Below are 25,097 nucleotides of genomic sequence, written 5' to 3'. Positions count from 1 at the left end.
TTATTTTGAAATAGTTTCTGCATTACCAAGCGTTTTAACAATGAACCGATTGGATAATTCCTTTTCTTCAGGAAACTCGCAATCAAATTTTATGACATGCTTTCCGGTTTTAAGACTTGGGATTGCTTGTTTCAAAGCAATATCTCTCACGAAACCACCTTTTTTGTTGTAGAGTTTAATATGCGTTCCATCACAAACAACTGAATTTCCTGCTTCATATTCACCTGGTAATTCCAGTTTGAAATACCCGTCAATTTCTATCCATGGATTACTAATACTTCCTTCTTTGCCCATAAAAGTTAAGGTAAAATTGAGCGGCTGTTCAGTATCATTATTTGCAAACTCCCATTGCGAGAAAGTTGGTTCTCCTGGTTGAAGGACTTTTTTCTCATGCTCAAACTTGTATTTCTTAAATGGATACAGTTTCCATCCCTGTTGATTTCTTTCCAGATGAAAATCATTTTCCGGATTTTTCAATCGGACAATCTGGTCGGCAGAGAAAATTTTTGATCTGTAGGCCTCCTGCCAAAGCTTAACTAAAGCCAGTAACTGGCTTGTATTTGGATTTTTTTGAAGATTTTTATATCTGGCAACCAAGGCAAAACCAGCATTATAACCAGCCGCACGAGCCATCATCCATTCGATATCTTCTGCTGTAGTTGTAGAAGAGAGTAGAAACCATCCTAACATATTAGGCATATAATTGCGCTCCAGAAAGGGCTGGTTTTCTAAACGAAAATCACCTTGAGACTCACGAAATCCCCCATACCACGGCTCGCCCCAATTCCAATAGTGACAAAGATGCCAATAATAATGACTAGACCGACTGGTACCGTTAACCAGGGTATGCTTAGTATCTTTAATCACCTTATCTGCAAAAATCTGTATCCCGTAATCCCCTTCTCCCGATGACAAACAACCTTCATGTCCATCGAAATCCATCTGCGAAACACCTGTCTGGTTAAAGAAACGACCCAGATTGCCCGCTATTTCCTGCTGCAATTCGAAATTTGGAAAAAGGGTATTATAAGGATAATCGAACAACATCCCAGCCTTTTCCCCTTTAGAATGATCAGACACCTTTGTACCAAATACCCCGCGCTGACAATCCAATAACTTATAAGGAGCTTGTGCCGAAACCGCTCTAAAACGAATGATTTCATCTCCAATTTTTACAGCATGTAGTGTACTGGATTTAATATCCCTAAAATATTGGTCGGAAGCCACTGGTATTTCACCTGCTGTAGCACTTATATTTTCGGTCAGAACTGATGAACCGGTCATCGAAAGGCGCTGATCAGGAATGGGTGTTACATAAGGATCATTGGTATTGATAAAGGTACTTAAGGTATGTACCCCAATCCGAATGCCCTTTTTTGTCGCCTTATCCACACACGTTTTCATACCGGCAATGCCATTCGGAAAAGACTTTGGATCCAAAATAAAATGGCCCCAGGATTGGAATGGCCCTTCATGGTAAAGTGAAGCCAGGCCCGCTTGTTGTGTATAATCCAACATCGCATCTACCGTCGTTTCATCAAAATCAGAAATCAGGTACGCCCTTCCTGTTTCAGGCGACTGTTTAAACCAAACACCATTTATCAGTGCATGAGGAAGTCCTTCTGCCAATTCAATTGCACCAATACGCGATAAAACCTGTGGCTCAGCGCAGCCAAAGAGCGCAATTTTTGAACCCAATGTTGTTTCATTGGAAATTGCCTTTACAGGCATTTCCGGACGCCCCCAAACGGTTAGTTTTCTGTCCTCCGAACGATCCAAGCTAAAAGCCTGCAAACTGCTTCCATAGGGTTGTGCCACAGCTGTAGAACCACGGGATCCCGTCGTTTCTACAGATCCTTCAGAATTTTTCAAAACACCACCAAGAGTTTTTGGGTTCAAGGCCTGGATGCCTATAGCGTATTCACCATCACGAACTACACCTACAACTTCTCCAATGGTTTTGCTGATTACCGTTGGATAAGGTCCCCATATAACAGCATTCACTTTATCATTTGCATCAATTTTAATCAGTTCAAAAGTTAAATGTGTTTTCTTCTGAACCACCTTTACCTGAGCTGTAATTTTTACGGGCAAATAAATAAGATAAATAATTCCCGACTTAAAAGTCGCATCTGTGGGTTCATACCAATTGTCACCTACCCTGATTTTGAGCAAAGGGGCTTTCTCACCCATTGCCAAATAATTTTTACCCGAAACAGGATTCGACAATGTAGTAAGTTGCCCTTTGGCAGACAAACTCAGGTTCAGACCTTCACTCTTCAGGCCTATTTCTTGTGCCGAAACGCTGAGGTATTGGATCAAGATGATAAAAAGAAAGCTAATTTTTTTCATATTCTTTTGGTTTACAACTATTTTTTGAACATCAGATCCATAACTCCCATCCCACTTAATGTGATCGTTTCATTCGCTTGAAATACTTTTCCACTGCTCTTATCCACAAGTTGCGATGGCTTTATACTATGCCATTGAATTCTGGTTTGTTGAGGTAGTGTTTCAGGATTGTAAAGTCGAATCATAAAACCTCCATCCTGCTGAGGTGTTACACTGGTCACTACGATATGATTATCGGTCAGTTCAAATAACCCTCCTTTAACGAACACAGGTCCATTGACCGGCAATGCCAATAAGGGCTGAGTAAATGCCATTCCCATTTTTTCAGTTTCAGAATAACTAAACTGACCATGAGGCCTTAATGCATATCTGAAACGGGCTATCCCCTCCTGATCAGCTTTGTAATTGGTATGCCAATAGTTATTCATCACGTAACTGAACCAATTTGAAGTTGGGGCACCTTCTTTTTTCCATTCTTTATGACCGGGAGCTACAGTACGCCGTTCATCGATCATAGCACCCGGTTCCACCAGAGGCGCTTCAAGCAGCATCCACTGGACACCTTTATCTGATGAATTTACATCCAGCCATCTCCTCCCGTATAAATAATCCATATTTGAGCCAGGTAATTGATTGGTTAGATAGTGCATAGAACCATAACCGGCATCTACTATGGTTTGATCAAAAGATGCATGGAAAGGAAATCCGAAATGAACAGCTTCTTTATCACGGATCGCTTTTTTGTCAACTAGATTTTCAACTTCAATTTCATCGCTTTCCGCGTACAAGTTTATTCTTCGCTCAAGTTTATTCGTACCTGGAGCTTGGGCAACCATGCTGACAGACTTCAGTACCGGACCATTTTCCACTACCTTTACTTGTACATTAGCATTTGTAGCCGCATCAGCAGGGTTTAAACCTGCTACGTACCAATAACTGTTTAATCCCTGACTGTTAAAAACACCGGCATAATTAAAGTCATTATCGAGTTTTAGTTTCAGCAAGCTGCCATTTGTCTTATCCCATTGCACACTTACATTCCCGTTGGAAAGCGTTTGATCTGTTAACTTAAGTTTAGAAGGTGCCCCTGGCGCTTCCGCATCTGATAGCTCATATACTGCCGTTCCCAAAGGAGGAACATCCTGGGCAATAAATACATAATTCCCATTGCTCAATTTTTGGAGCGGATGTAATTTACCGGATGCATCTTTGACTGCATTGGCCTTAGTGTCAGCCGGCAGGACAACAGGTCCGCTTCGCTTCCATGACAAGGTATTGAAGACAGCGATTTTTCTTGACTTGGTATTGTTGAAGGGTTGCAACAAATCCTTCTCCAGGGAATGAATTTCTTCATCCGCATCGAGCATAAATTGCTTCTTAATGCGCCATTGTTCAGTTACAAAAGGAACATCAGGCTCCGTGATGCTATTATGGGCGCCCCAGGTATGTTCATGAAACATAATGATATTTTTCCAGGCCTCATAAAACCTTTCATGGTTGTATTGCTTTGGATTTAACATGGAATAGAGTGTGGTCAGCTGTTGCAAACGCAAGCTGTTCACTCTGTTTTTCCCTTCTTCAGCGGCCGTAGAAGCTGCCCCGTCTTCCCAATATGGAGTAATATCTCCTTTTACCACCTGAAGCTGAGATCCATACTTCTGCTCAAATTCTTCAAACATTTTATCCGTTGTATTCAATACAATTTTCGGAGAGGAATATTTCTTATTCCATTGATCAACAAAACGAGAAATCGCCGTATCAATTGGCCCGTTATCTGCAACCACATTATAGCGCCATTGCACCATTTCATAAGGATAATTATTCTTATCCAGTTCATTCAGATAAGCCGCAATTTTACCAGCGCCTCTTTTAAATATCCCTCCAGGAGCCGTTCCATGCCATGATGAATAGCCTTTTGCACCAGTCCAGAACAGAACCTTTTCTTCGCCCGAAGGAGAAGCCCACCAAACCGGCTTATCTCCCCAGGTTTTAACAAAATACCCGGCCCTGTCTCCCAGGTATGGATGATTTTCGCCCATAAAATTAGGACCGCTCGAAAAATACCGAACCCCACCTTTAGACAAGGCGGTTACTGTTGTCCATGCAAAACCAGGCACATCGGAAATCATTGCACTATTAATAACCAATCCATAATCTTTCTTTAACTGATTTGCATAATCCGTATAATGAAACATTTCTTCTGGCTCACTAAGACCTGTCAGAATATTGGCATACAAAGCTGACAAGCAAATACTTCCCGATTTTACTGCATGTATAAATTTTTCTTTTTGTAAGGGACTGGCTTGTTTCATGTAATTCTCAACCACCCATAACGATTCAATGTTCCACTTGAACCGGGCCTCTTCCGGAAGGTTTTTTGTCGTCTCAATCATCCGCAAAGCATCATCAATATTCTTTATATGAATCTTTAATACTTCCGGCTGAAGGTGAGAATAACCTATATCGGTATGTGAATGGTGTATAAAATGCAAAACGCGGTACTTTACAGGTCTCAGCGCAATAAATTTATGGATCAATACTTTGCTCCCGGTTGCAATATTAACCATTACACTGTCCTCTTTCGAAACCGGATTGACAGGAATGTCAAATTGATTTACGCCATCATGAAGTTGAAATGTATGTGATTCCTGGCCCTTAATATCAATGGTCATCGGCTCCTCTTTGCCAAAATGCAAAGTTGTCACTGTAATGATTTGCTTTCCGTCTTTTAATAAAAATGGTCTGGGATAGATATCCGCTTTTTCTTCAAATGAGAATTTAAAAGTCATATACCAGTCATTACTGTTTTGTGCCTGTCCAACAATTTTAAGTCTCACTGGCATTCCGGGTTTAAGTTTGCTCGTCGGCAAACGAAGATAGGACAATCCATGAGCATCATTTGCGCCGTCTCTTTTAGTTTGATGAAAAACCAAGGCAGAGCTGTCGGCGGCAGCAAACTTCCAGTCTGGTGTTTTATGAGCAGGCAAAGTGGTAAAAGTCAGTAATTTTTCATCATTCAGATATAAATCAAAATTTCGTGCACCTCCACTGCTGCCCGATGAATGTGCAGCAACCCAACTAAAGTAAACGTACTTCCCTTTTGTTTTTTGTGGAACCGGAGCCGTTTCCCATTCGATTACCTTTTGTCCATCGGTACATCTGGTCAGTAAAGCCATGGTTGCATAATCCGGGAAAGCAGAATCATAACTGATATTCTCTCCCTTAATCTCTTTGGCATAACCGTTAACCCATTGGATCTTGCCAAAATAAGGAACTTCTTTTTGTGCCTGTACCTGATTGGAGAGCAACAGGCCTATGAGCATTAAAAACCCGTTTTTAACCGCACAGTAAATAGTATTTGATGGCATATTGTTGTTGTTTATGATCTTTAAAATAAAATGAAAGAAACTGGCTGATTGGCATTCATCTTAACCTCGAACGCATTATTTTTGATAGACATTTCCTTCCCTGTTTTTTCTCCTCTCAGGTTACAAGGCTGTACCAATTTATAGGTATTGCCAACAGGGAGTGTAACTGTACAAAGGCTTGTTTTACCATTCTGTTCCCACAAACGAATGATATCTCCTTCTCCATCCCGGTTTTTCCCAAAGAAAGTGACTAAAACTCCTTTTTCAGACACAGAAACTCCTGTTGAAGAAGCCGTTTGTTTTCCCGCTGCTCCACCTGTATAACTCACGATCAATGGATTTCTGATCTCTTCCGAAGGAACCACAATTGAACTACCATCGGTATAATGACCAATGCTCCAGATATAGAATTTTGCAGTCCACGAACCTTCTACCCATTCTGTAAAATTGGTACTCCACTGGTTGTTGTACAAATTGAAAAACACATTTCCTTTTTGTGGCACAAAATCAGTAGAATACTTCCATAATCCCGGACGATCTAAACTTACACCAGGCACATCAGGGGAAGTAATACCAAATCCCTGATTGTTTTTATCCAATATGCCAACCCCTGTGTTTATAAAACCATAATCTAAATTTGTACCTTTTACAAAATCTTTCGCTGGATCGAGAACAGCACCTAAACGGCCCAATTTAAACTTCGCATTTTCAATATTAAAAGGAAAACTAATCCATCCGCCTTCTGGCCAAGGATCGGCAGGTTTTCCATTGATACTCCAAATTACCTCTACATTTGGCTTATTTTTAAATAAGGTAAAAATCATTGAATAATTATGGTTCAACTCAGCATCTCCTTTAAAAGTTATACTCGCTGTAACCGATAAAGCATCTTTCGAAAATTCAATTACTGCATTTTTACCAGATGACTTCTTGTAAGGCGTATCGTCAAGATTGATGCGTCCCAATTCTGCATAGGCCCAATTCCAACCTGCTTTGATATAATCCTTTGCATATTTATCGGTCTGTGTTTTGGCGAAACGTTCGTTTACATATTGTCCAAATTTGAAATCAGAATTTGCATTGACCATTTCTTTGTTTGATTTCTTGTCGATCAAAGATTTAATGGTTCCACTTTCTTTGTCAAATATGATTTTAAAAAAATCATTCTCCATCATTGCATTCTCTGCATCGAAGGAAAGATTCGATGCAGGAGTAACTCCTTCCTCATCGGTTGAAACGAAAGTAGTGTATCCCATTGCCGGAATGTGATTGGCCTGGAATTGCAGAATATTTTTATTTTTAATGATCGGAACAATTTCTCCAGTTGCCACATTTTTCAGGTTTTTTTTGAAAGCTGTAGTTGTTTGGACAGTTACCATATCATTACGTTCCCATGGCAATGGATTATAAACCACAATGCGATCACCTTCTACATTTACAGAAGCTGCCAGTCTTTTCATTTCCCTGCTAAAGGTTGGAAGAATTAATTTTTCTGAACCCGTCACATAATCACCTTTCTCTTTCCAGGAATATTCGATAATATCATAATATCCTTTGGCACGCAATTTTTCAAACTCTTTACCATATGCCCAATAACCCGAATGCCCGTGGCTCATCGCCAGACCCCAGGTATGCTCGTCAAACAGCGTAATATTCTCTAATGACTGATCCACAATAGCTTGTATCGGCTCTTCAGCTTTCCTTCCCCAAATCGAAGAAAGCGTACTGAAAGCTTCCAAATTCAATGTGGATTTACTCAATGCTCTGCTTAATTTCATTTCGCGTGGCATCGACATGTAGCCATGAATCCAGGTATCCGGCATATCACCTTTTACGGTAATCAACTTTGGATTTTCCTTATTAATTGCATTGTAGAAATCGGCCATACTTCCCACACGAACTATTGCCCCCGGATTCAGTTTTTCAATATTTTTCAGGGTTTCTCTGTAATCTTCAAAACTAGGTGCCCCACTGTTGTCATTGGTTTGAATAAGAGCCAGCCAGGTTTTGTGCGTCCAGTCTTTTGGAGGCGCCGGGCTCGTTCCATAATATTCTCCATAGTAGAAAGTCATCAATTTTGATTTATCCGGGCCTTCCCACCAAAACAACAATGGAACTTCCGGCGATCTTGATGCAGGATTACACCCAATGTGCAGAAACTTTATACCAGCATTACTCAACATCGTAGGCATAATCCAGGAATGACTTGGAACATCCGATTCTTTCGCATCTATCGGAAGCGGTAAGCCCTCCTCCCTGCTGATCTTTGAAGCATAGCCCAACGACTGTACCAATGGCTCTAAATCGCTGGACTCTGTTTCCATAGAAAAGGGCAAGGCGTGAACAAAAAAGCTTCCATCTTTAATCGCCTGTTCAACTCTTAATTTGACATCAGGTTTCGCTTTTGAAAGAATCTCTTTCATTGGCCAACCCGAAATTGTCCATTTAAATTGTTGATCTTTTGGTAAAAACTTTGATTTCTCCACCGTATTCAAAGCACTTGTAATCATAGAATTGGCATAATTGTATCGAACATTTTCCGACCAATCGGTGTAACCAATATCAAAATGGGTTTTAAATACCACAATCACTTCCTTTACTTTATTGTTATTTGTTTGAGCAAACAAACGAGTACCGACTGGTAAAAGCAGAAGTAAACCAAAGATGAAACGTTTCATTTTTTAAATAGATTAGTAATTTTATTTCCGGGTAACAGCATTGTCAGAACGATTTTAAATCTGATGATACAACTCCCTATAGTCAACTTTAGGAATAGCTTTTTCCAAGCCCTCTAATTCTTTATCACCATCAAATAACAGTGGAAAAAAATTACCACCAAGAACTTGATCCTGAGGCATCTCTGGAAAAGTTTCCAGAGCCTTCAATCTGTGATATTCTGCCGTATTTCCTAATGTATGATAACTCATCGCGTTAAGAACGGTTGCCCTTCTGGGGCGATCCGAAATATTCGCATAAGAACCATGCATCGTCAGTGGATGATGAAAACTGGCAAATCCTTTCGGCAACTCATTTGGCACTCTTTTTTCAAATGCGTCCAATTGTTCCGTATTCAATATTGCCCTTACCGCATCCATGTCGCCCGTTAAACCTGTAATAGGCAGCAGTCCCCATTTATGGCTCCCCGGAACAAAATACAGGCAGCCATTTTCCTTATTGGCATCATCCAGGCCAATCCAGCAAGTAAGATGGTGCATCGGTTTAGTGAATGTCCAATAGGAAAAGTCCTGATGCCAGGCCACCACCCCTCCATGTCTGGCTGGTTTGCAAAACAACTGATCATGAAAAATTCTAAAAGATTGCCCTAACAACTGATAGGCAGCCATACGAAATGCCGGTGCCCACAATAAATCGTGAAATCCAGGGGTCAAACGCCAGGCACCAATAGCATGAAAGAGCACTTTATTCGGATCTTCAGACTCATTACTTTCGTAGTGATAAAACAATTTTTTGTCTTCATCGCTCAAAGATTGCAATTTAACCAGCTCCATATTCAGCAGGTCCACTTGTTCTTCTGACAGAACCTGGATCCCCTTTACAAACCCATCCTTTTTAAAAGAAGCAATTTGCTCCTCAGACAAGATGTAAGGCTCCCATTCCTTTGCAGTCTTAGGCTGATCAAACAACGCACTAATTGGATGACTGTATTCTGCTAAATCTTTAGAAAAGTTTAAATTTCCCATAATCGCTATTTTGATAACTTATTATAAAGTAATTATTATTTACCATATCTTTCTTTCAGCAAATGCATCATATATACATTAATATCCCATTGACTGGCTATAGGCTTATCTGTAAGAGGCGAATGAATCATATAAGGAGCAGGACCAAACTCGGTTGTAATGGTTAATTCTTCTTTCTCGCGGTCCCGATATCCTTTTACAATTTTATCCCACCATTTCAAATGTGCTTCCAATTCGTTTCTAAATTTCGGTAAGCGTGGATCAATCACTTGTGCGCTTTGCTGATGCCCTACCCTGGAATGAACATGTTCCACTTTTTCGCAGGCAAGAGCAAGAGCCTCTTCCTGATCTTCGAGTAAACTTTCAGCTACGTTACACCAATGGGAAAAATCGGCCGTTATTTTTAAGTCAGGTAAGCTTTTTAAAAACACTTGTGCTATATGAGCTGCAAATAAAGCCTTATTGCGATGTGTTTCATGACAAATTGTGATACCTGTTTCCTTCGTAATTGCACCCGCAACAGCAAACAATTCGGCATTCTGTTCAAAACTGAAATAATCTTTACCGGTTTGTGCATTAATTTTTAGTGGCTTCACAGAAGCGAGGATATATAACTGCTTTATGTAATTGGATTTATGAACTTCAAAGTCTTTTTCAAAAGACTGATAATACTGACCAATCAACTGCAAACCATTATTTTTCAATGCTTCCAAAATGATCGCCTGTTCTTTTGGATCTTCAGGAACGGGAGCCTCAATACCATCATACCCTGCCTGTTTTACATTTCGGCAGAAATCGTTCCAGTCTATATCCTCGGAACCCCATCTCGGGTAATAGAATTGTATCTTCATGATCTATTTTACTTCTGAATTCCAGGCTTTCTCAATTTCTTCCAGGCTTTTACCTTTTGTTTCAAACAATTTCTTTTTTGCGTATAGGAAGGAAAGCAGACAAAAGAAGGAAAATATAAAGAATGTGGTCGCAATACCAAAGCCGTCCCTCATCATAGGAAATAACAGGTTCACCACCCAATCAGACACCCACATGGTCATGATACACATGGACAAAGCGGTTCCTCTGATATGTGTGGGGAATATTTCTGTTGAAATCACAAACTTTAATGGTCCAAGAGAGAATGCAAAAAATAGAAGAAACAAAATGATGCTAAACAACATGAACCATCCTGTGACATTCATTAAGAAACACACTCCTGTTAATGCCAAAGCAAGGGCGGCACACAAGGAACCAACAATATATAAAGGTCTACGCCCCCAGGTATCCACTTTTGAAATGGCTATAAAGGTAAAAATCACATTGGCCGACCCCAGGATAACCTGATAAAACAAGGCGTCGCTGGTCACAATACCTGCCGACTTTAAAATGGTAGGTCCATAAAAAATTACGCCGTTGATCCCGCTGAACTGCGACAATGCTGTAAGCACTACTGCCAACGTTAACAATTTCCTTAGCGGCAAACGCAGTAACTCTTTATAGCCACCTGATTTTTGACCCGCCATCTCTTTAATAGAATCCAGCTCTACGCGTGCCGTTTGTTCTCCATTTATTTTACTAAGAATCGCCAGGGCTTCTTCATTTCTACCATATTGCGCCAACCAGCGTGGACTTTCGGGCACGATGAGCAGCAACAAGCAAAATCCAGCTGCCGGGATAACCCCAACAATAAACATTCCCCGCCAAACATTCTCCACAAAGAACCAGTGAAACAACCCCTCACCACTTCCCGCATTGGCCGTAGCATAACCCTGTAAAAATAAATTGCTGATATAAGCAGCCAAAATCCCAACAGTAATGGCAAGCTGGTAAAAAACAACCAATCTACCTCTTCTTTGCGAAGGTGCTACCTCTGAAATATAGAGCGGGGAGACATTGGAAGCCACACCTACCCCAATACCTGCAAGAATACGGAAGAAAATCAACATCGGATATACCTCTGAAAATGAAAAGCCAACCGCACTGATCAAGAACAATACTGCAGAAATGAACAATACTTTTCTTCTGCCGATTTTATCACTGAGATAACCCGAAAAAGCCACACCACCAATACAACCTAATAAGGCACACGAAACAAACAACCCCTCCTGTGCAGATGACAAGGTATACTGCAATTTTAAAGGCTCGATAATACCGCTCACCACGGCCATATCAAAACCGAATAAAAAACCTCCTAATGCAGCAATTAATGTAATGAGAAAAATAAAATAATTTGCGCCTGTTCTTTCCATAATAGTTTAATTTGGTTATATTATTTGGGTTCAATTTTAACAGCAAATCTCTTTGACATAAGCCACCACTAAGAAGGCTTTTTGTGTTCCAGAATTGCGAACGGTATATTGTTCAACAGCTGCAGGAATCAAAAATGTCTCAGCATATTGAAATACGGAATTTCCAGTTCCAACTTTCACCTCAACAGATTGCCCCTCAACCAACATACAAATATGACATTGTCCATCCGTATATATAATAACTTCATGATCAAATTCATAGCGGTCAACCGTATAGAAATGTTCTGGATGAGTAGGTAATTTCAGCATTCTCCCTCCAGGCCATTCCTTCATTAACTTAGGGTGCGAGATCAGATTTGCAGGCACATAATCCCCTTTGTATTCAAAGTGTAAATTGTTAAATGCATGCTCAATATTAATAGGCCGAGGGTTTCCATTAAGATCCAAACGGAGCCAATCGTACATTTTGAATGTAAAAATATAGGGTGTACTGCTAATTTCCAGCACCATATTATTTTTACCAGAAGCATGGACAGTTCCATTTGGAATGAGAAATAAATCATGCTTATGCGCCTTATGCTTTTGCACATATTTTTCTATCGGTAGTTCAACGCCATTGTTCTGCGCTTCAAGCAGTGCTTGTTTAAACTCATTCGGATTAACGTCCTCCTGGAAGCCTAAATAAACATCGGCGTCTGGCTCACAATCCAAAATATAATAGGTCTCATCCTGGGTAAACGTTTCCCCGAAATGCTCTTGAATATATTTGGTTCTTGGATGACACTGAATAGAAAGATTTCCTCCGTCATAGGTATCGAGAAAATCGAAACGGATTGGAAATTCATTACCAAACCTGCCAGCAGCTTTTCCCAGCATTTTATAATTATTGCGGAATAAAAGGAAATCAAAAGAAACTTCAAGCAAGTGTTTGTTGCCTTCCAGTACAATTCCATTTTCGGGTGTAATTAATTCGAAAGACCAGGCATAATTTATCTCCTCCTGAGGTAGTCCTTTAAATCTTTCCTTCATCCAATTTCCACCCCATATGCCGGCCTCAAACCAAGGCTTTGCCCTAAAAGGTTGTTCAAACATACAGTCCAGTGTATTTCTGAAATCGTCCCCTTTCATCCAGGTAATTTCATCGATACGCTGCTCATCAACTATATAATCAAGCTTAGAAAGCAACACCTCTTTATGTTTGTTTAATACTGGCCAGTCTACAAAATAGAACCGTTTATACATCTGGGTATTCTCAAGTACTTCTTCAGATCCGAGATTAGCAATGCTTTTAGCCCGCATACGATACTGGATTTCATTTTTAGGGACATCTAAATAAATAACTGGTCCCTGCCAATTACTCAACGCAGCACCTGTTCCATAAACAATGTGAAGGTCAATATTGTCATTGGTTGTTAATAGTGGCAATTTCTCTTTGTCAAAAAAATCAATGAGGTTACCGCTGTATTTATTTCCAAATACCGGATCGTTGCCATTTAAGTGAGCACTGATCAATGCATTGATTTCTTTGGGGCTTTTTAAAGAGGAATCTATATCGTACCACAATACTTTCTTGCCATAACCATCAAAACAGCGTTGTAAATTCATTCTGAACGAATCCCATAATACGCCACCAAAACCATCAATGATTACGGTTTTTTCACTTAACAAACTTTGAGCCAGGGTGTCATAACCGGCTTGCACCGCATATTGCGTACTAAAAGTTGGAACTATATTATAAGATGGAAGAGAAGGAGAAGAACTGGTAAGAGGTAATAAAGGTTGTGTTGTTTTTCGTACTGCTTGAATAGATTCCATTGATAATTTGATAATTTTTAAATCGAATAGTATAGTTTGTTCATATGTTCGAACATACTACGAATATAGAATAGTTTTATCACAATTTTCAATAGTTACAGTTTTTTTTAACACATCCTAAACTGTAAACAAAAATTTGCCTCCTAAATCAGGAAGCAAATTTGCAATCCAGAGCTACTCTATACCTTGCTCAGGAAATGTCACTCCCGGTTTCCAACTTGAATCTTCCAAAAGCTAATGCCTCTTCTTTTCACAAAACCGAGTCTCTCATAGAGCTTAATGGCCCTTTCATTACTGCTCACTACATGCAAAAAAGGAATCTTATTCTCTGCAATCATCTGTTTAACCACCAACGAAACCAATTGGCCGGCATAGCCCTTTCCTGTATAATCCGGATGTGTACATACAGCACTTACCTCACTTAGACCCGTCATTTTAAGTCTTTCACCGGCCATCGCAACCAACCTTCCTTCTACCCTGACGCCATAGTAAGTTCCAATTTTTGCTGTATCTTCCTTAAAAAAACCAGGCTGAACACTATTGATCAGCTCATACATTTCCGGAATATCTGACACACCTAATTTCAACAGTTCAATGCCATCCTCATATTTAACATCAATCAATTTCTCGCAAACCATTTGGTCCCCATCAATCTCACCCAATATCACCCATGAAGGGGGAAGTTTAGGGAGTTCACCGATAATGTAAATAACTTCCCCTGGCCTGACCTCCTGTTGAAGCGTTTCCAAAGGGTCAGTCGCATCTGTATCGAAGCCCACAAAGGGCAAAACATTTGCGGGATATCGTTTAGCCTTGCTTGTCCCGATACCAAAAGGCTGATGTGTACTGGTTAAGGCATACCAGGTAGGATTATCGAGTTCCAACATTTTGAAATCTTTTATAGTAAGATGTTTCCTCCAGGGTTTTTTCTATTGCCTCAAGCGTTTGCAGCAACTGGTGTTGCTGAGCAAAAAGCTGTTCATTTAAATCATTCAGCTTTTCCCATACCTTTTTAAAGGCCGGAAGACTTCTTTTACCTTTAGCAGAGAGTTGAAGCAGCCGTTTTCGGCTATCCCCCGGAGCACTTACAGATTCTATATACCCCTTCTTTTCCAAGTCTTTTGCTAAATGAATGATAGCAGGATGGGTAAGGCTAAGTTCTTCAGCAATATCCATTATTCCGATCTGTTTTCTCTTACTGATCAGAAAAAATAAAATGAAATATTTGATGTCAAATTGCAACTCATGATCTTCATATATCCTTGCTGCATCCTTAGATAAAACGTCATAAAGCCGTCTCATTCTAGAACCAATGGCTAAAGGGCCAAGTTCATTGATAATGTTTTGCGCCATATAGGTAAGTATTTACGTAAATATTTACCAAAAGTAAGCACTACATAAATAACCTCCAAAAAAAGATTACAGAACTTATGCTTTAAGGCTTCTGTTTGAAATAAACGGCACAATGGGATAAATATAATCTGTCAAATCTACACCCAGTGCTTCAGGAGAGGATCCCACAAAAACAGATCGCCTTCCTTCAATTCGAATAGTTCCATCCTGACCAATCTCTACCATTGCCCACAAAGGATCTTTATAAGGCACCGTATATTTCAACATAGGTTTAACTTTATCCACAGCCTCGGAGTACCGGATCTCTTTATATTTATCGCCCAGCCATTGATAGGATGCACTGTTAATCTGCACATAATGTATGCCATTAATATGGTTATAGTAATCCTGATGATGGTGGCCGCTCAGCACCATAAATACTTTGTGTTTATTCTTTAGATTTGCCTGCTCCAAGGTATACCGCATCAAAGTACCATTTTCCAATCCACCCGCATCATTATCCAAGCCTTGATGACAAAATACAATGGTAGGTAGTGTTGTTTCGCCAAGATCTTTTTTTAGCCAATCCAATTGTGTTCTGGAAATAAAACGTGCATAGCCGGCTGGCCGGTCTGGTGATGGATTATGCTCATTACCGTCCAGAACAATAAAATGAAATCCATTGGCATCAAAAGAATAATACTTCGCTTTGGCTTTCCAGAATTCCACAACCTGATCACGGGTATAGCCCCCATCGGTATCATGATTTCCAATCACATGGTAGCTGGGGCCTTTGAATTTAGCCCAGACATCCATTAATGGGAGATTCTCTTTTTTAGGAAAACAAAGGTCTCCCATCTGTATGATAAAATCAGGCACTTCCTTGTTCATTTCACTTATAAAGGCAGACAAGCGATCTAAGCCATCATAAATCAGATCATGGTGCAAATCTGTGATCACACCAAACCTGATCTTTGTTTTACCTGATTTCATTACAGTTTGCACACGGTCTGTTTGGGCAAATAGTTTTTGAACCGGACTAACCACCAATGCACCAAGCGCCAGCTTTTGCAGAAAATATCTTCGGTTTTCGTTTTTCATCATTCTATCTTTCAATTTTGGAACTCAAATAAAGTATAGTAAAAATACACAAAGAATACATATACTAAACAAACATAACAAAGAAAATAAATTTAAATCAGTGTCATTTTTTGGTTCTTGAAGGATATAATAGAAATTATAGCAGATTATGGCTTAAATAGAGCCCCCCCTAAATCTGCTTGGGGTCTGGGTGGAGTCTTGTTGGGGTAAAAGGTACCCTTATCCCAACAAGACCCCAACAAGATATGCGTCAGATGCAACGCCCCCCAGTAAAAGGTTATATATTTATCTTACTTTTCTACCCAGGTTTTCTCACCTTTTTGCATTTTATCAAGGGTAGTCTGATAAGTTCCTTTCTCATTTTCCGGAACTAATGCAATAGCTTTCTGCTGCACAGCAATGGCTTCATCTTTTTTTCCGGTTCTATATAGCAGATTAGCATAGGTGTCCAAAAAAGCAGGTTCTTTGCTTTGTGTTTCATCTACACTTCGTTTACTCCAGGCAAGGGCCTGTGCAACACATTCCGGATCTTTACAATTTTCAAAAATTGTCCATGCAAAACTGTTGAGCATCTGTCCATTTGTTTCTTTCCCATATTTACCCATATACGCTAATACAGCAGCTTGGAATTTAGACCAGTTACCTGTGTTCTGATAAAACTGAACCCGAAGAAGATCTGTTTGCTGACCCATATCTACAGCAGGATATTTTGTCTTTGCAACAGCAATCAAAGAATCCAGGTTTGCTTTGGGATTTCTAAGGTACCGGTAAACTTCTTCCTGAAGGATGATTCCGCCCAGCACAGCATTAGCTTTACCTTTTCCAAGTACAGCATCTACCTTCTTAGGATCTTTAAGCAGTAACTGAAAACCTTTACTCTTACTATTATCAGTAAATTTGCTTAGAAATTCCAGGTTCTCCTTGGTGTACAAATCTTTCTGTGTATCCAGATAAGCTGCTGCCAGTTTGCCTGCATTTTCCTTGTCATAAGCCTCTTCTGCAGCAAAAGCAAGTTGTTTTAATGTTTCCGGAGTTTTGTTTCCTGTTTCGTATTTTTTCAACAGGGTATAATATTGCGTTTCCGGGTGCAGTGCTTTCTCGGCCTTAGCAATAAACTGATCTGCTTCTCCACCGCCAACAATACGATGTACCAGTTCACCATTTGGAGCAAAGATCAGAAAAGTTGGATAAGCCTGAATCTTATAAGCCTTGTTGATCGCATCAGCATCAGCATACCAGCTTTTAACCTCTTCGCTGTCACCATTTGTTTTATCAAACTGCACCTTTACATTCACAAAGTTCCTATTAAAAAATGCCCCCACCTTTTCCTGCGGAAAAATAGTGCTGCTCATATATTTACAAGGACCGCACCAAGTGGTAAAACAATCTACCAAAAGGTATTTATTTTCTTTTTTTGCTTTTTCTTTTACCTGTTGCCAGGTTGCCCCATGTTCAAAATGGGTTCCTTTTTCCTGTGCAATACCCATAAATGGCAGCACAAGTAGTAGTAATACTAATTTCTTCATTTGTTTTTATGTTATAAGTTCTAAGGCCTAATTTAATAAATTCCTCTGACACAAGGGTATACTTAAATAACATTAACTGAAATGGGTCTTCAGTACCGATGATAATGATAACAAAAGATGGAGTTGATGGTGCAATGTACCTTCATTACTGCTATTGATCTCATTTTCTGACCAATGCACCTCTGTATTGATTCTTTTAAGATCTAATAAAAGACTTTTTTTAAGACAATAATCTAAGTTTTTGACAACATGTTCTACGGTAAGACGATCAGAATCCAACTGATCCTGTTGCTTTGCCGACAGGGAGAGTGAAGCGATAATCGCATTGATCCTGTAATTGAGAATTTGAATTTTATGGATACCCTGAATATCAATACTTTTACCCTTAGGCTCCAGGTGGATATAATGAAGCGCTTCAGAAAACCTAGCCAGCTGGATATAGCCACTTTTGCGGGCAAGCTTGGATTCTGTAATTCCGATCCCTTCTCCCCACAGCTCTGCAATCACCTTATTTAAATAATTAATATTGGCATCAAGGATATTTGATATCAATGATTTAAGCCCCTTAAGCTCCCATATTGGAAAAAGAAAAGCAGCAAGAAAGGCCATCGCACATCCTGCAATAGTATAACCAATACGCTCAGTAATAATATAATCGGTATGACCAATGTAAATACTTAGACAAAGAATAACCATTGCAGTAATGCAGATTACACTGACCACATATTTAATGCGGTTGAATGTAAAAAAACCAAGCAGAAAAAATGCGGAAAGGCTAAGTAGTACGGATTCTTGTCTGATGATCAGCAATAAAACCAGTCCAAGGACTGCGCCAATAAAAGTACCCGATAAACGTTCAATATTTCTTTTCCATGTCAGTCCGAACCTGGGTTTTGCAACAATGACAATGGTCAGCAGCATCCAGTAGCTATATTTTCCATATGGAAATAGAAATGTAATCAAATAAGCGCCTAAACACAGAAATGCCAACCTTAAAGAAAACCTAAAAATTGGAGAGCTAAAGGAGAAATGTTGTTTTAATGAACCTGGTTTTAGAAGCTGAGGAGGTAAAAAATCTTCATAAGCAATATCATTCCATTTAAGATCAGGATGAATCGCCGATATAGGTTGATCTTTTCTAATAACCTGTATATGCAAAGCAATATCTTCAAGGTTTTTAAGAACCTTCAGAAGAATAGATGCATTTGTCTCATTTTCAGCTATTACATAATTTCTTAAAGAGGTTTTAACCTGTTCAAACTTGATCAAACGAAGCGATTGCTGTGCTTTTCTGGATGGCCTAAGGAAAGTACCACTCAGTACATTCATTTCTTCGGCAAGAATTTCAATCAACTCTATGATCAGGCTTAAAGCACCCGTTTTACTTAAAGCTGTTCTCACAAAAGCATAGTCGTAATGTATGGCTGTGACCTGCTCATATAAATCAATTACGCTTATGGCTGTTCTCAACAATTGCTGCCCTCTTTCATTGGTCGGCTTCATAGCCGTTTTATCACTAAGCAGAAGTTCTCTGATCAATTCCTGCTTTTCACTGACTTTGATGTGTAAAGCAATATTTTCCTGATAGCATTCCTCTAATGGAACATCTGCATTATAACAATTTGCTTTTGATTTCAGGAAAGCAGCTGTACTGGTAATACACTCAAAAATGGCCTGGTGGAGTGAACGGTAAGGCCAGATGATGATCTGGAGCAAGCTGATCAGGTAATACCAGGATCCGCCGAGAAAAATATACCAGCTAAACAACAAAGGGTCTTCTGGATGCAGGCCAAGTGTAAAAATAGCCAATATCAATGCCATTGTACCCATTAATGCAAACCTGTACCCAAAAATTGCGAGCATCGAGAAGATGAACGACAACAGAAAAATACCGCTGGCTGTAAACCAGGGATGATGGAGTGAAGAAGAAATAATGAATGCAGTTAAAGAGAACGTTATAATGCAGGCAACAGCACTTTTAAATTTATTCGTTTTATTACCGGGAACATCAGTTAAGCTAATCAGCAGTGCACCTACCCCAACCCCTATTGCAGCGTGAGCCTGGTGATTAAAAAACAACAGAACAACTGGCAGTACAACCGATGCTGTATTGCGCAATGCATCTGTAAAATACTCTCCATAAATCAAGCGGGTCAGCCTGGTTTTTACATTATCCCAATTCACCAAATTCTTGCTAAACATGATCTATATGATCTTTTCGGCTGCAAAAGTATTATATAAAATCAGAATGTGGTTAGCAAGTCATGCATTTAAAAGCGAATTATTTTAAACTTCAAAACCAGAATGCCATTAGTGACATGATTGCTTCAGTACCATAGCTTAATGTGTCTTATCCATTTATAGGAGATAACACTTTTATCCAGAGTAGGAACTATCCTCTATTTCATCAATCTAACCTCATATATATTCGCAATAGCCGATCCTTGACCTGCAACGAATTTCACTTCTACATTTGTCTTTAATAGTTCTTTTGGAATATGGTATTCTTGCGTATAAAAGACATCGCCTTTGGCTCCATCTAATTTTACATTTTCAATTGGAACGCCATTGATCAAAATAGAGAAATCCCTATCTTTTTCTTTCCCAGAATAGATTAAGACGAACTTATTGGCTAATAGATCTTTATTTTTAAGCACATAACTAAACCACCCTTTTCCATTTCTAAAATGCCTTTCCTGATAAATTCCATTATCTGTTTGTTCGCCCTTAAAGTTATGGTCAGATTCCGGTTGCTGTTCTCCTACATTCACCAGATCGACAGTTTGCTGTTCAATTTTCATTTTTTCTTCTTCCGCCAGTTTAATCTCCTTGGCTCGTTCAGGTAAAGTTTCCGGATTGCTGTAAGGAAAATACACCACATACCGTTTTTCGGCCAAAGTATAAAAAGGAACTAACTTCAATGATTTATATTTGGGCTGATAAATGGCATTTTGAACATTGAAAGTCAAGCTGTTCTGATCCGCCAATGTAATTTCATCTGCCAGCGTATTTTTAACTCCGGTAACAAGCGGGGCCTCACTGATCGGCAACAGAGGCCCTGAAGCAATATGCCCCATCCTACTGCCATCGGCCGTTAAATTGGGCTGACTTAAAGTATCCATAGCCGCAGCAAGTACAATCGGCCCACGGAGAAAGGCCACCCAATCAGAGCCATCCGGCATAAACTCCGTAGTCGTATGCATCGGCAATGAAATATCAACCACATCACCAGTAGCCCAAACACGGTCGATACTGGCATACCCTCTCGCATCGCTTGTAGTAGATATTTTTTTTCCGTTCACCAAAACAGTTATTTTTCCTTGTTCTACCCAAAGTGGACACCGAAAATATAAAGTAAAATGCTTTTTATTCTGTAAGTTGAATTTGAGGGAAGTATTTTCAGCTTCCGGAAAACGGGTTTGCTGCGTAAGCTGAATACCTTTCTCTTTCCAGTTTAAGATAGAAGGAATAAAAAGATTGACGTACACATCATTCTTGCTGCGCGCGTAAATCAGTTCTCCATATTTACCGTGGTTCTCCAGCCCTGAGCCTACACAGCACCAGAAGCTTTCCTGTGGGCTGGAATAGGTGCGGTAATGTCCAGGTCGCATAGACGTAAAATACACAAAGCCACCTTCCGGTCTTTGTGAAGACAGGATGTGATTGTAGAGTGTACGTTCGTAGTAGTCGAGGTAAGTGTTAGAGGGCGCAGCCAAAAATAGTTGTTTGGTCAGTTTCAACATATTGTAAGAATTGCAGGTTTCGGGGCCTTCCCGCGATTCGGTCATCGTAGAAAAGTTATTGGCTGGATGAAAATGCTCCCTCACACTATTTCCGCCAATGGCTACCGTTCTGTGCTCTACTACAGTTTTCCAAAAGAAAGCAGCGGCCTTTGCCCAATCGGCATCTTTATCCAACAAGGCAATCTGTTCAAAACCTATCACTTTAGGAATCTGGGTATTCGCATGCAAACCATTCAAAGCATCTGTATGCTTTAACAGTGGATTTAAAATAGAGCGATCCGAAAACCGCCTGGCCAATTGAAGGTATTTTTGATCACCTGTTATGGCATAAACATGTGCGAAAGTTTCATTTAATCCACCATGTTCGCTTTTTAAAAGTTCCTGTACCTGTTGATCGGATAAATTGGAAACCAGGTCTATGCACCAATCAGTCAGTTTAATAAGCATCTGTTTTGCTTTTGCATTACCGGCAACCGCATAAGCATCGTAAAGACCTGCATAAATTTTATGGATATTATATAATGGCACCCATTTTCCATTCAGCGAAAAACTATTCGAGTGTATATTCCCGGCTTTAATCTCCTTCCAGATTTCTTTCCCCCCTGGAATACCTGCCAAATACCCATCGCCGTTTTTTTCCTGGCATTTATCCAGTTCGGCAATCATATATTCCATCCGGTCCCTAATTTTTGTATCACCTGTAGAGGCGTACATTAAAGCCAGGGCCGATAAATAGTGCCCTGCAATATGCCCGTCCAACCCCGTATTTTCCCAATTCCCGTATGATGCCACTTTTAGTTTTAAGCCGGCCTCTCTTAAGTATGGTGCTAAAAGCCGATCCGGATCCAGCGAAAGCATATATTTTTTATCGGTTTCCTGTGCCTGCTTAAATGGCCCGTCGAGCAAGCGGACTGCGGTTAAATTAAATGGCTGCAAGCTGGTTTGCCCAAAAGCAGTACCAAATGACGCTATAAACAAAACAACAATGATGATCTTATAGCTTTTGCATGCAGTCTGTTTTCTCATATAATTTGGTTATTTAAACGTCTTATTGACGATTATAAAAACGAATATATAAAAACTTATAAAAGAACCACCGGCAAAAGAAGCAAATTATTTATCTTTCCATCTATATCCAAAACCACTGGCTATATGCCTACCTGTGATATTAACTGCATTTTAGTTTAACCCTCAAGAAATACTGCGCATACATGGACAATACTTTAGAGCTGGAAAACCATTGGAGCCGAATACAAAAGATAAGCTTCAGATTCGTCTTTCTAGCATTCTTTCTTTTTATAATTATTTTTAATAATGGTGTTTCCCCTTTATTAATATTAGCATTAAAGTATCCTTTAGGACTGTTTCAACAGTTTGTGCCATGGTTTTCAAAACAATATCTAGGCCTGCTTAAAGATGCATCCATGCATTATAGTGGAAGTGGTGATACATTATTTCATTATGTGTCCCTCCTGTTGGTGGCCTTATTTTCTATAATAGGAACAATCATATGGACTGTAATTGACCGGAAAGCTGTTCATTATAACCAACTCTATTATTGGCTCACCGTAGCCATTCGTTTCTATTTGGCCACCATGCTCCTGAACTATGGATTGGTTAAATTCGCTAAAACGCAATTTCCATTCCCCAGCCTTATACAGCTTACGCAAAATTATGGTGAATCCAACTCAATGGGCTTAGCCTGGAACTTCTTTGGAGCTTCTAAAGGATATAATCTGTTCATAGGAATTGCGGAGTTATTTGCCTGCCTGCTGTTTTTTAGAAAAACAGTAACGATTGGAGCATTTCTATCACTAATGACAACGGCAAACATTATGGCAATAAACTATTTTTATAATGTACCTGTAAAAATGCTCTCCACTGCACTTTTTATTTTTTGTCTTTTCCTGCTTATACCAAATTTCAATCGCCTGATCGCGTTCTTTTTTAAAGGACAAGCTGTCGCATTAAAAATCATGCCTGCACCCGGCATCAAGAAGAAATGGCTTTTGTACGCTAAATATATGCTGAAATATGCCTTTATTATTCTGGCACTAGCTACAGGGATTGCCCACATGTATGATATGAAGGAACCTTACGCGAATATGATGTCTAAACCTCCGCTGTATGGCGCCTACCGTATAGATTCTATTACAAAAAACGACGAAACAACGCCCACCGACTTGGGCTGGAAGCTCTTACTGATAGGCGCTGAATATGAGTCTGGCCTCAGATATAGAAATGATGATATGGAACGGGGAAAGATCCATGTTGATACCCTCAAGAAAAGGATAGAGATTAATTTTTCAAACGACAATTCTACCCATCATTTCAGCTATACCATTCCAAGTCCAGATCACCTAAGCTTACGAGGTAAATTCTATAAAGATTCTGTAAGTGTTGAGCTAACCAGAAAAGATTTTACGCTGGTTACCTCTGGCTTCAACTGGATAAAAGAATAAGAAGAAACAGCACGATGAGCTGAATGCATCCGACTCATCGTACTGTTTCACAAAAACACCCTATTTACGCCTTACCGTATATGCCCCGACCTCCTTGCCAGAATCATCCAGCATACTCACCTGCACCTGTTTCCTGCTTGCAGTAATCTTAGTTAAAGTCCTGAAACCATCCCTCGGCCCACCACCAATAATGATCGGGTAATTATTCAGCTTTGGAGCCGGCCCATGAACTTTATACTGATGTGTATGACCGCTTAATACCAAATCTACTTTTGCACGGTTCATAATCGGCTCAAATAATTGTGTGCAATGAACAGCCCCATGCGCATCACCAGAATAACGAGGGGGGATATGCATCATCACAATACGGAAAGGTGCATTTTTAAACTCTTTACGGCTAACTTCATGCTCAAGCCAAACAGCCTGCTCTTCTCTATACCGGTCAAAATCTACAATACCAGCATATACGGGATGTGTATCTTCTTTATCTTCTCCGGTATCCAGGATCACAAAACGGACAGGGCCCAAGGTAAATGCAGTATAGCCCACATGGTCAAAATATGCTGCAAAATCACGGGCAAATTTCCCCCTGGTTTCATGGTTCCCCCTCACATAAACAAATGGTGTGGTTTTCGCAAAATAGTCCACGCAGGGCTGAAGCATATGATCTATAATCTGTTTTTCATCCGTCTGGTAATCAAAAACATCGCCGTTGAAGAAAATAAAATCGCGCTTATTCCCTTTATCGAGGTCCAGCAGCTGAGGAATAGACTTCGGTCTGTCGTGAATATCATTGATCATGACAAACGAAATCTCCTCTTTTGCAACATTTGTATTGACAAAACTTTCGGTAGCACCAGAAATACTATCTCCATAAGTCAGCTTATAAGGCTGGAAATCGCTAATCTCCCTGGAGACAATTTTGTAAAAATAGGTAGCACCAGGCTGCAGGTTTTCCAGCTTCACGCAATTTAAACGACCTGCGGGCTTTAAGCCCAATTCGCTTCTCCCATAAGCTTTTTTGTCCATTTTGTCTGCTGCCTCACCATACTCTACCCAACTGGCACTGTTTTTACTCGTAATCCATAAAATAGAAATGCTGTTCCCAAAGTTAGTCTGCAAGTAAGGTCCCGTAAGAATCTTAAATTCATCATCTTGTGTATGGGCAGGGCTGGAAATTACCTTTTCCGGGCTTAGCAAAGCGAGCCCGCCAAGAACAAGCCCCCCTTTGAGAAATGTTCTTCTGTTCTCCTTTAATAAATTTTCTTTCATCAGATTTAGATTGTTTTTTAAATATTGTAAACGATAGTCTCTTCAGCTTTGTTGAATATAGATTATTCCTATATTTGGTACTGCTTGGGGTTTAATAGAATTGATTTCACAAAATTTGTTTTCGTTGTCCCAGGTATTTGGCCGGAAATGTTGGTAGCATTTCCGGCATTTTTAACCTGTTG

The 25,097-nt window shown here is 39.8% G+C and carries 15 protein-coding genes; 1 reads left to right on the top strand and 14 read right to left on the bottom strand.

What is annotated here, in order from left to right; all coding sequences use genetic code 11:
• The 13 genes from R2S08_RS20560 to R2S08_RS20500 all read right to left on the bottom strand — a co-directional run bounded on the left by R2S08_RS20560 (window position 1) and on the right by R2S08_RS20500 (window position 22,207).
• Window positions 1–2,352, bottom strand: a complete 2,352-nt coding sequence (locus R2S08_RS20560) for a hypothetical protein (protein ID WP_316836897.1) — start codon at window positions 2,350–2,352, stop codon at window positions 1–3.
• 17 nt (window positions 2,353–2,369) lie between these two features.
• Window positions 2,370–5,720, bottom strand: a complete 3,351-nt coding sequence (locus tag R2S08_RS20555) for a glycoside hydrolase family 38 C-terminal domain-containing protein (protein WP_316836896.1) — start codon at window positions 5,718–5,720, stop codon at window positions 2,370–2,372.
• Window positions 5,721–5,740: 20 nt separating this feature from the next.
• Window positions 5,741–8,398, bottom strand: coding sequence for a glycoside hydrolase family 38 C-terminal domain-containing protein (locus R2S08_RS20550; RefSeq protein ID WP_316836895.1), 2,658 nt, complete (start codon window positions 8,396–8,398; stop codon window positions 5,741–5,743).
• A 54-nt stretch (window positions 8,399–8,452) separates the two neighbouring features.
• The gene (locus tag R2S08_RS20545) at window positions 8,453–9,421 is read right to left on the bottom strand and encodes a phytanoyl-CoA dioxygenase family protein (protein WP_316836894.1); all 969 of its coding nucleotides are present in this window, start codon (window positions 9,419–9,421) and stop codon (window positions 8,453–8,455) included.
• A 35-nt stretch (window positions 9,422–9,456) separates the two neighbouring features.
• The gene (locus R2S08_RS20540; protein WP_316836893.1) at window positions 9,457–10,272 is read right to left on the bottom strand and encodes a sugar phosphate isomerase/epimerase; all 816 of its coding nucleotides are present in this window, start codon (window positions 10,270–10,272) and stop codon (window positions 9,457–9,459) included.
• Between the two features lie 3 nt (window positions 10,273–10,275).
• Window positions 10,276–11,664, bottom strand: a complete 1,389-nt coding sequence (locus R2S08_RS20535; RefSeq protein ID WP_316836892.1) for a sugar porter family MFS transporter — start codon at window positions 11,662–11,664, stop codon at window positions 10,276–10,278.
• A gap of 36 nt (window positions 11,665–11,700) precedes the next feature.
• Window positions 11,701–13,479 (bottom strand): class I mannose-6-phosphate isomerase, encoded by a 1,779-nt coding sequence (locus tag R2S08_RS20530; protein WP_316836891.1) that lies wholly within the window; start codon window positions 13,477–13,479, stop codon window positions 11,701–11,703.
• Between the two features lie 200 nt (window positions 13,480–13,679).
• On the bottom strand, window positions 13,680–14,366 hold the full coding sequence (locus R2S08_RS20525) for a GNAT family N-acetyltransferase (protein WP_316836890.1): 687 nt from the start codon (window positions 14,364–14,366) through the stop codon (window positions 13,680–13,682).
• The gene (locus R2S08_RS20520; RefSeq protein WP_316836889.1) at window positions 14,350–14,832 is read right to left on the bottom strand and encodes a MarR family winged helix-turn-helix transcriptional regulator; all 483 of its coding nucleotides are present in this window, start codon (window positions 14,830–14,832) and stop codon (window positions 14,350–14,352) included. The genes R2S08_RS20525 and R2S08_RS20520 overlap by 17 nt, the downstream gene beginning before the upstream one ends.
• A 75-nt stretch (window positions 14,833–14,907) precedes the next feature.
• A complete protein-coding gene (locus R2S08_RS20515; RefSeq protein WP_316836888.1) occupies window positions 14,908–15,915 on the bottom strand; it encodes a metallophosphoesterase family protein in 1,008 nt (335 codons plus the stop codon).
• Window positions 15,916–16,202: 287 nt separating this feature from the next.
• Window positions 16,203–17,438: a thioredoxin family protein gene (locus tag R2S08_RS20510; RefSeq protein ID WP_316836887.1), complete on the bottom strand. Its 1,236-nt coding sequence runs from the start codon at window positions 17,436–17,438 to the stop codon at window positions 16,203–16,205.
• 72 nt (window positions 17,439–17,510) lie between these two features.
• Window positions 17,511–19,640, bottom strand: a complete 2,130-nt coding sequence (locus tag R2S08_RS20505; protein WP_316836886.1) for an FUSC family protein — start codon at window positions 19,638–19,640, stop codon at window positions 17,511–17,513.
• Between the two features lie 197 nt (window positions 19,641–19,837).
• Entirely contained in the window at window positions 19,838–22,207 is a 2,370-nt protein-coding gene (locus R2S08_RS20500; RefSeq protein WP_316836885.1) for a beta-L-arabinofuranosidase domain-containing protein, read from the bottom strand.
• Between the two features lie 398 nt (window positions 22,208–22,605).
• Here R2S08_RS20500 and R2S08_RS20495 point away from each other — a divergent pair, with 398 nt between their 5' ends.
• On the top strand, window positions 22,606–23,643 hold the full coding sequence (locus R2S08_RS20495) for a hypothetical protein (protein ID WP_316836884.1): 1,038 nt from the start codon (window positions 22,606–22,608) through the stop codon (window positions 23,641–23,643).
• Window positions 23,644–23,703: 60 nt separating this feature from the next.
• Here the strand turns inward: R2S08_RS20495 and R2S08_RS20490 are convergent, their stop codons facing one another.
• Window positions 23,704–24,915, bottom strand: coding sequence for an FN3 domain-containing metallophosphoesterase family protein (locus R2S08_RS20490; RefSeq protein WP_316836883.1), 1,212 nt, complete (start codon window positions 24,913–24,915; stop codon window positions 23,704–23,706).
• Window positions 24,916–25,097 lie beyond the last annotated feature (182 nt).

Origin of the sequence: Pedobacter nutrimenti, from assembly GCF_032678445.1 — a bacterium.
GTDB classification, from domain to species: Bacteria; Bacteroidota; Bacteroidia; order Sphingobacteriales; family Sphingobacteriaceae; genus Pedobacter; species Pedobacter nutrimenti_A.
The sequence above is the reverse complement of the archived record's forward strand: the minus strand, read 5'-3'. Positions and strand labels throughout refer to the sequence as shown.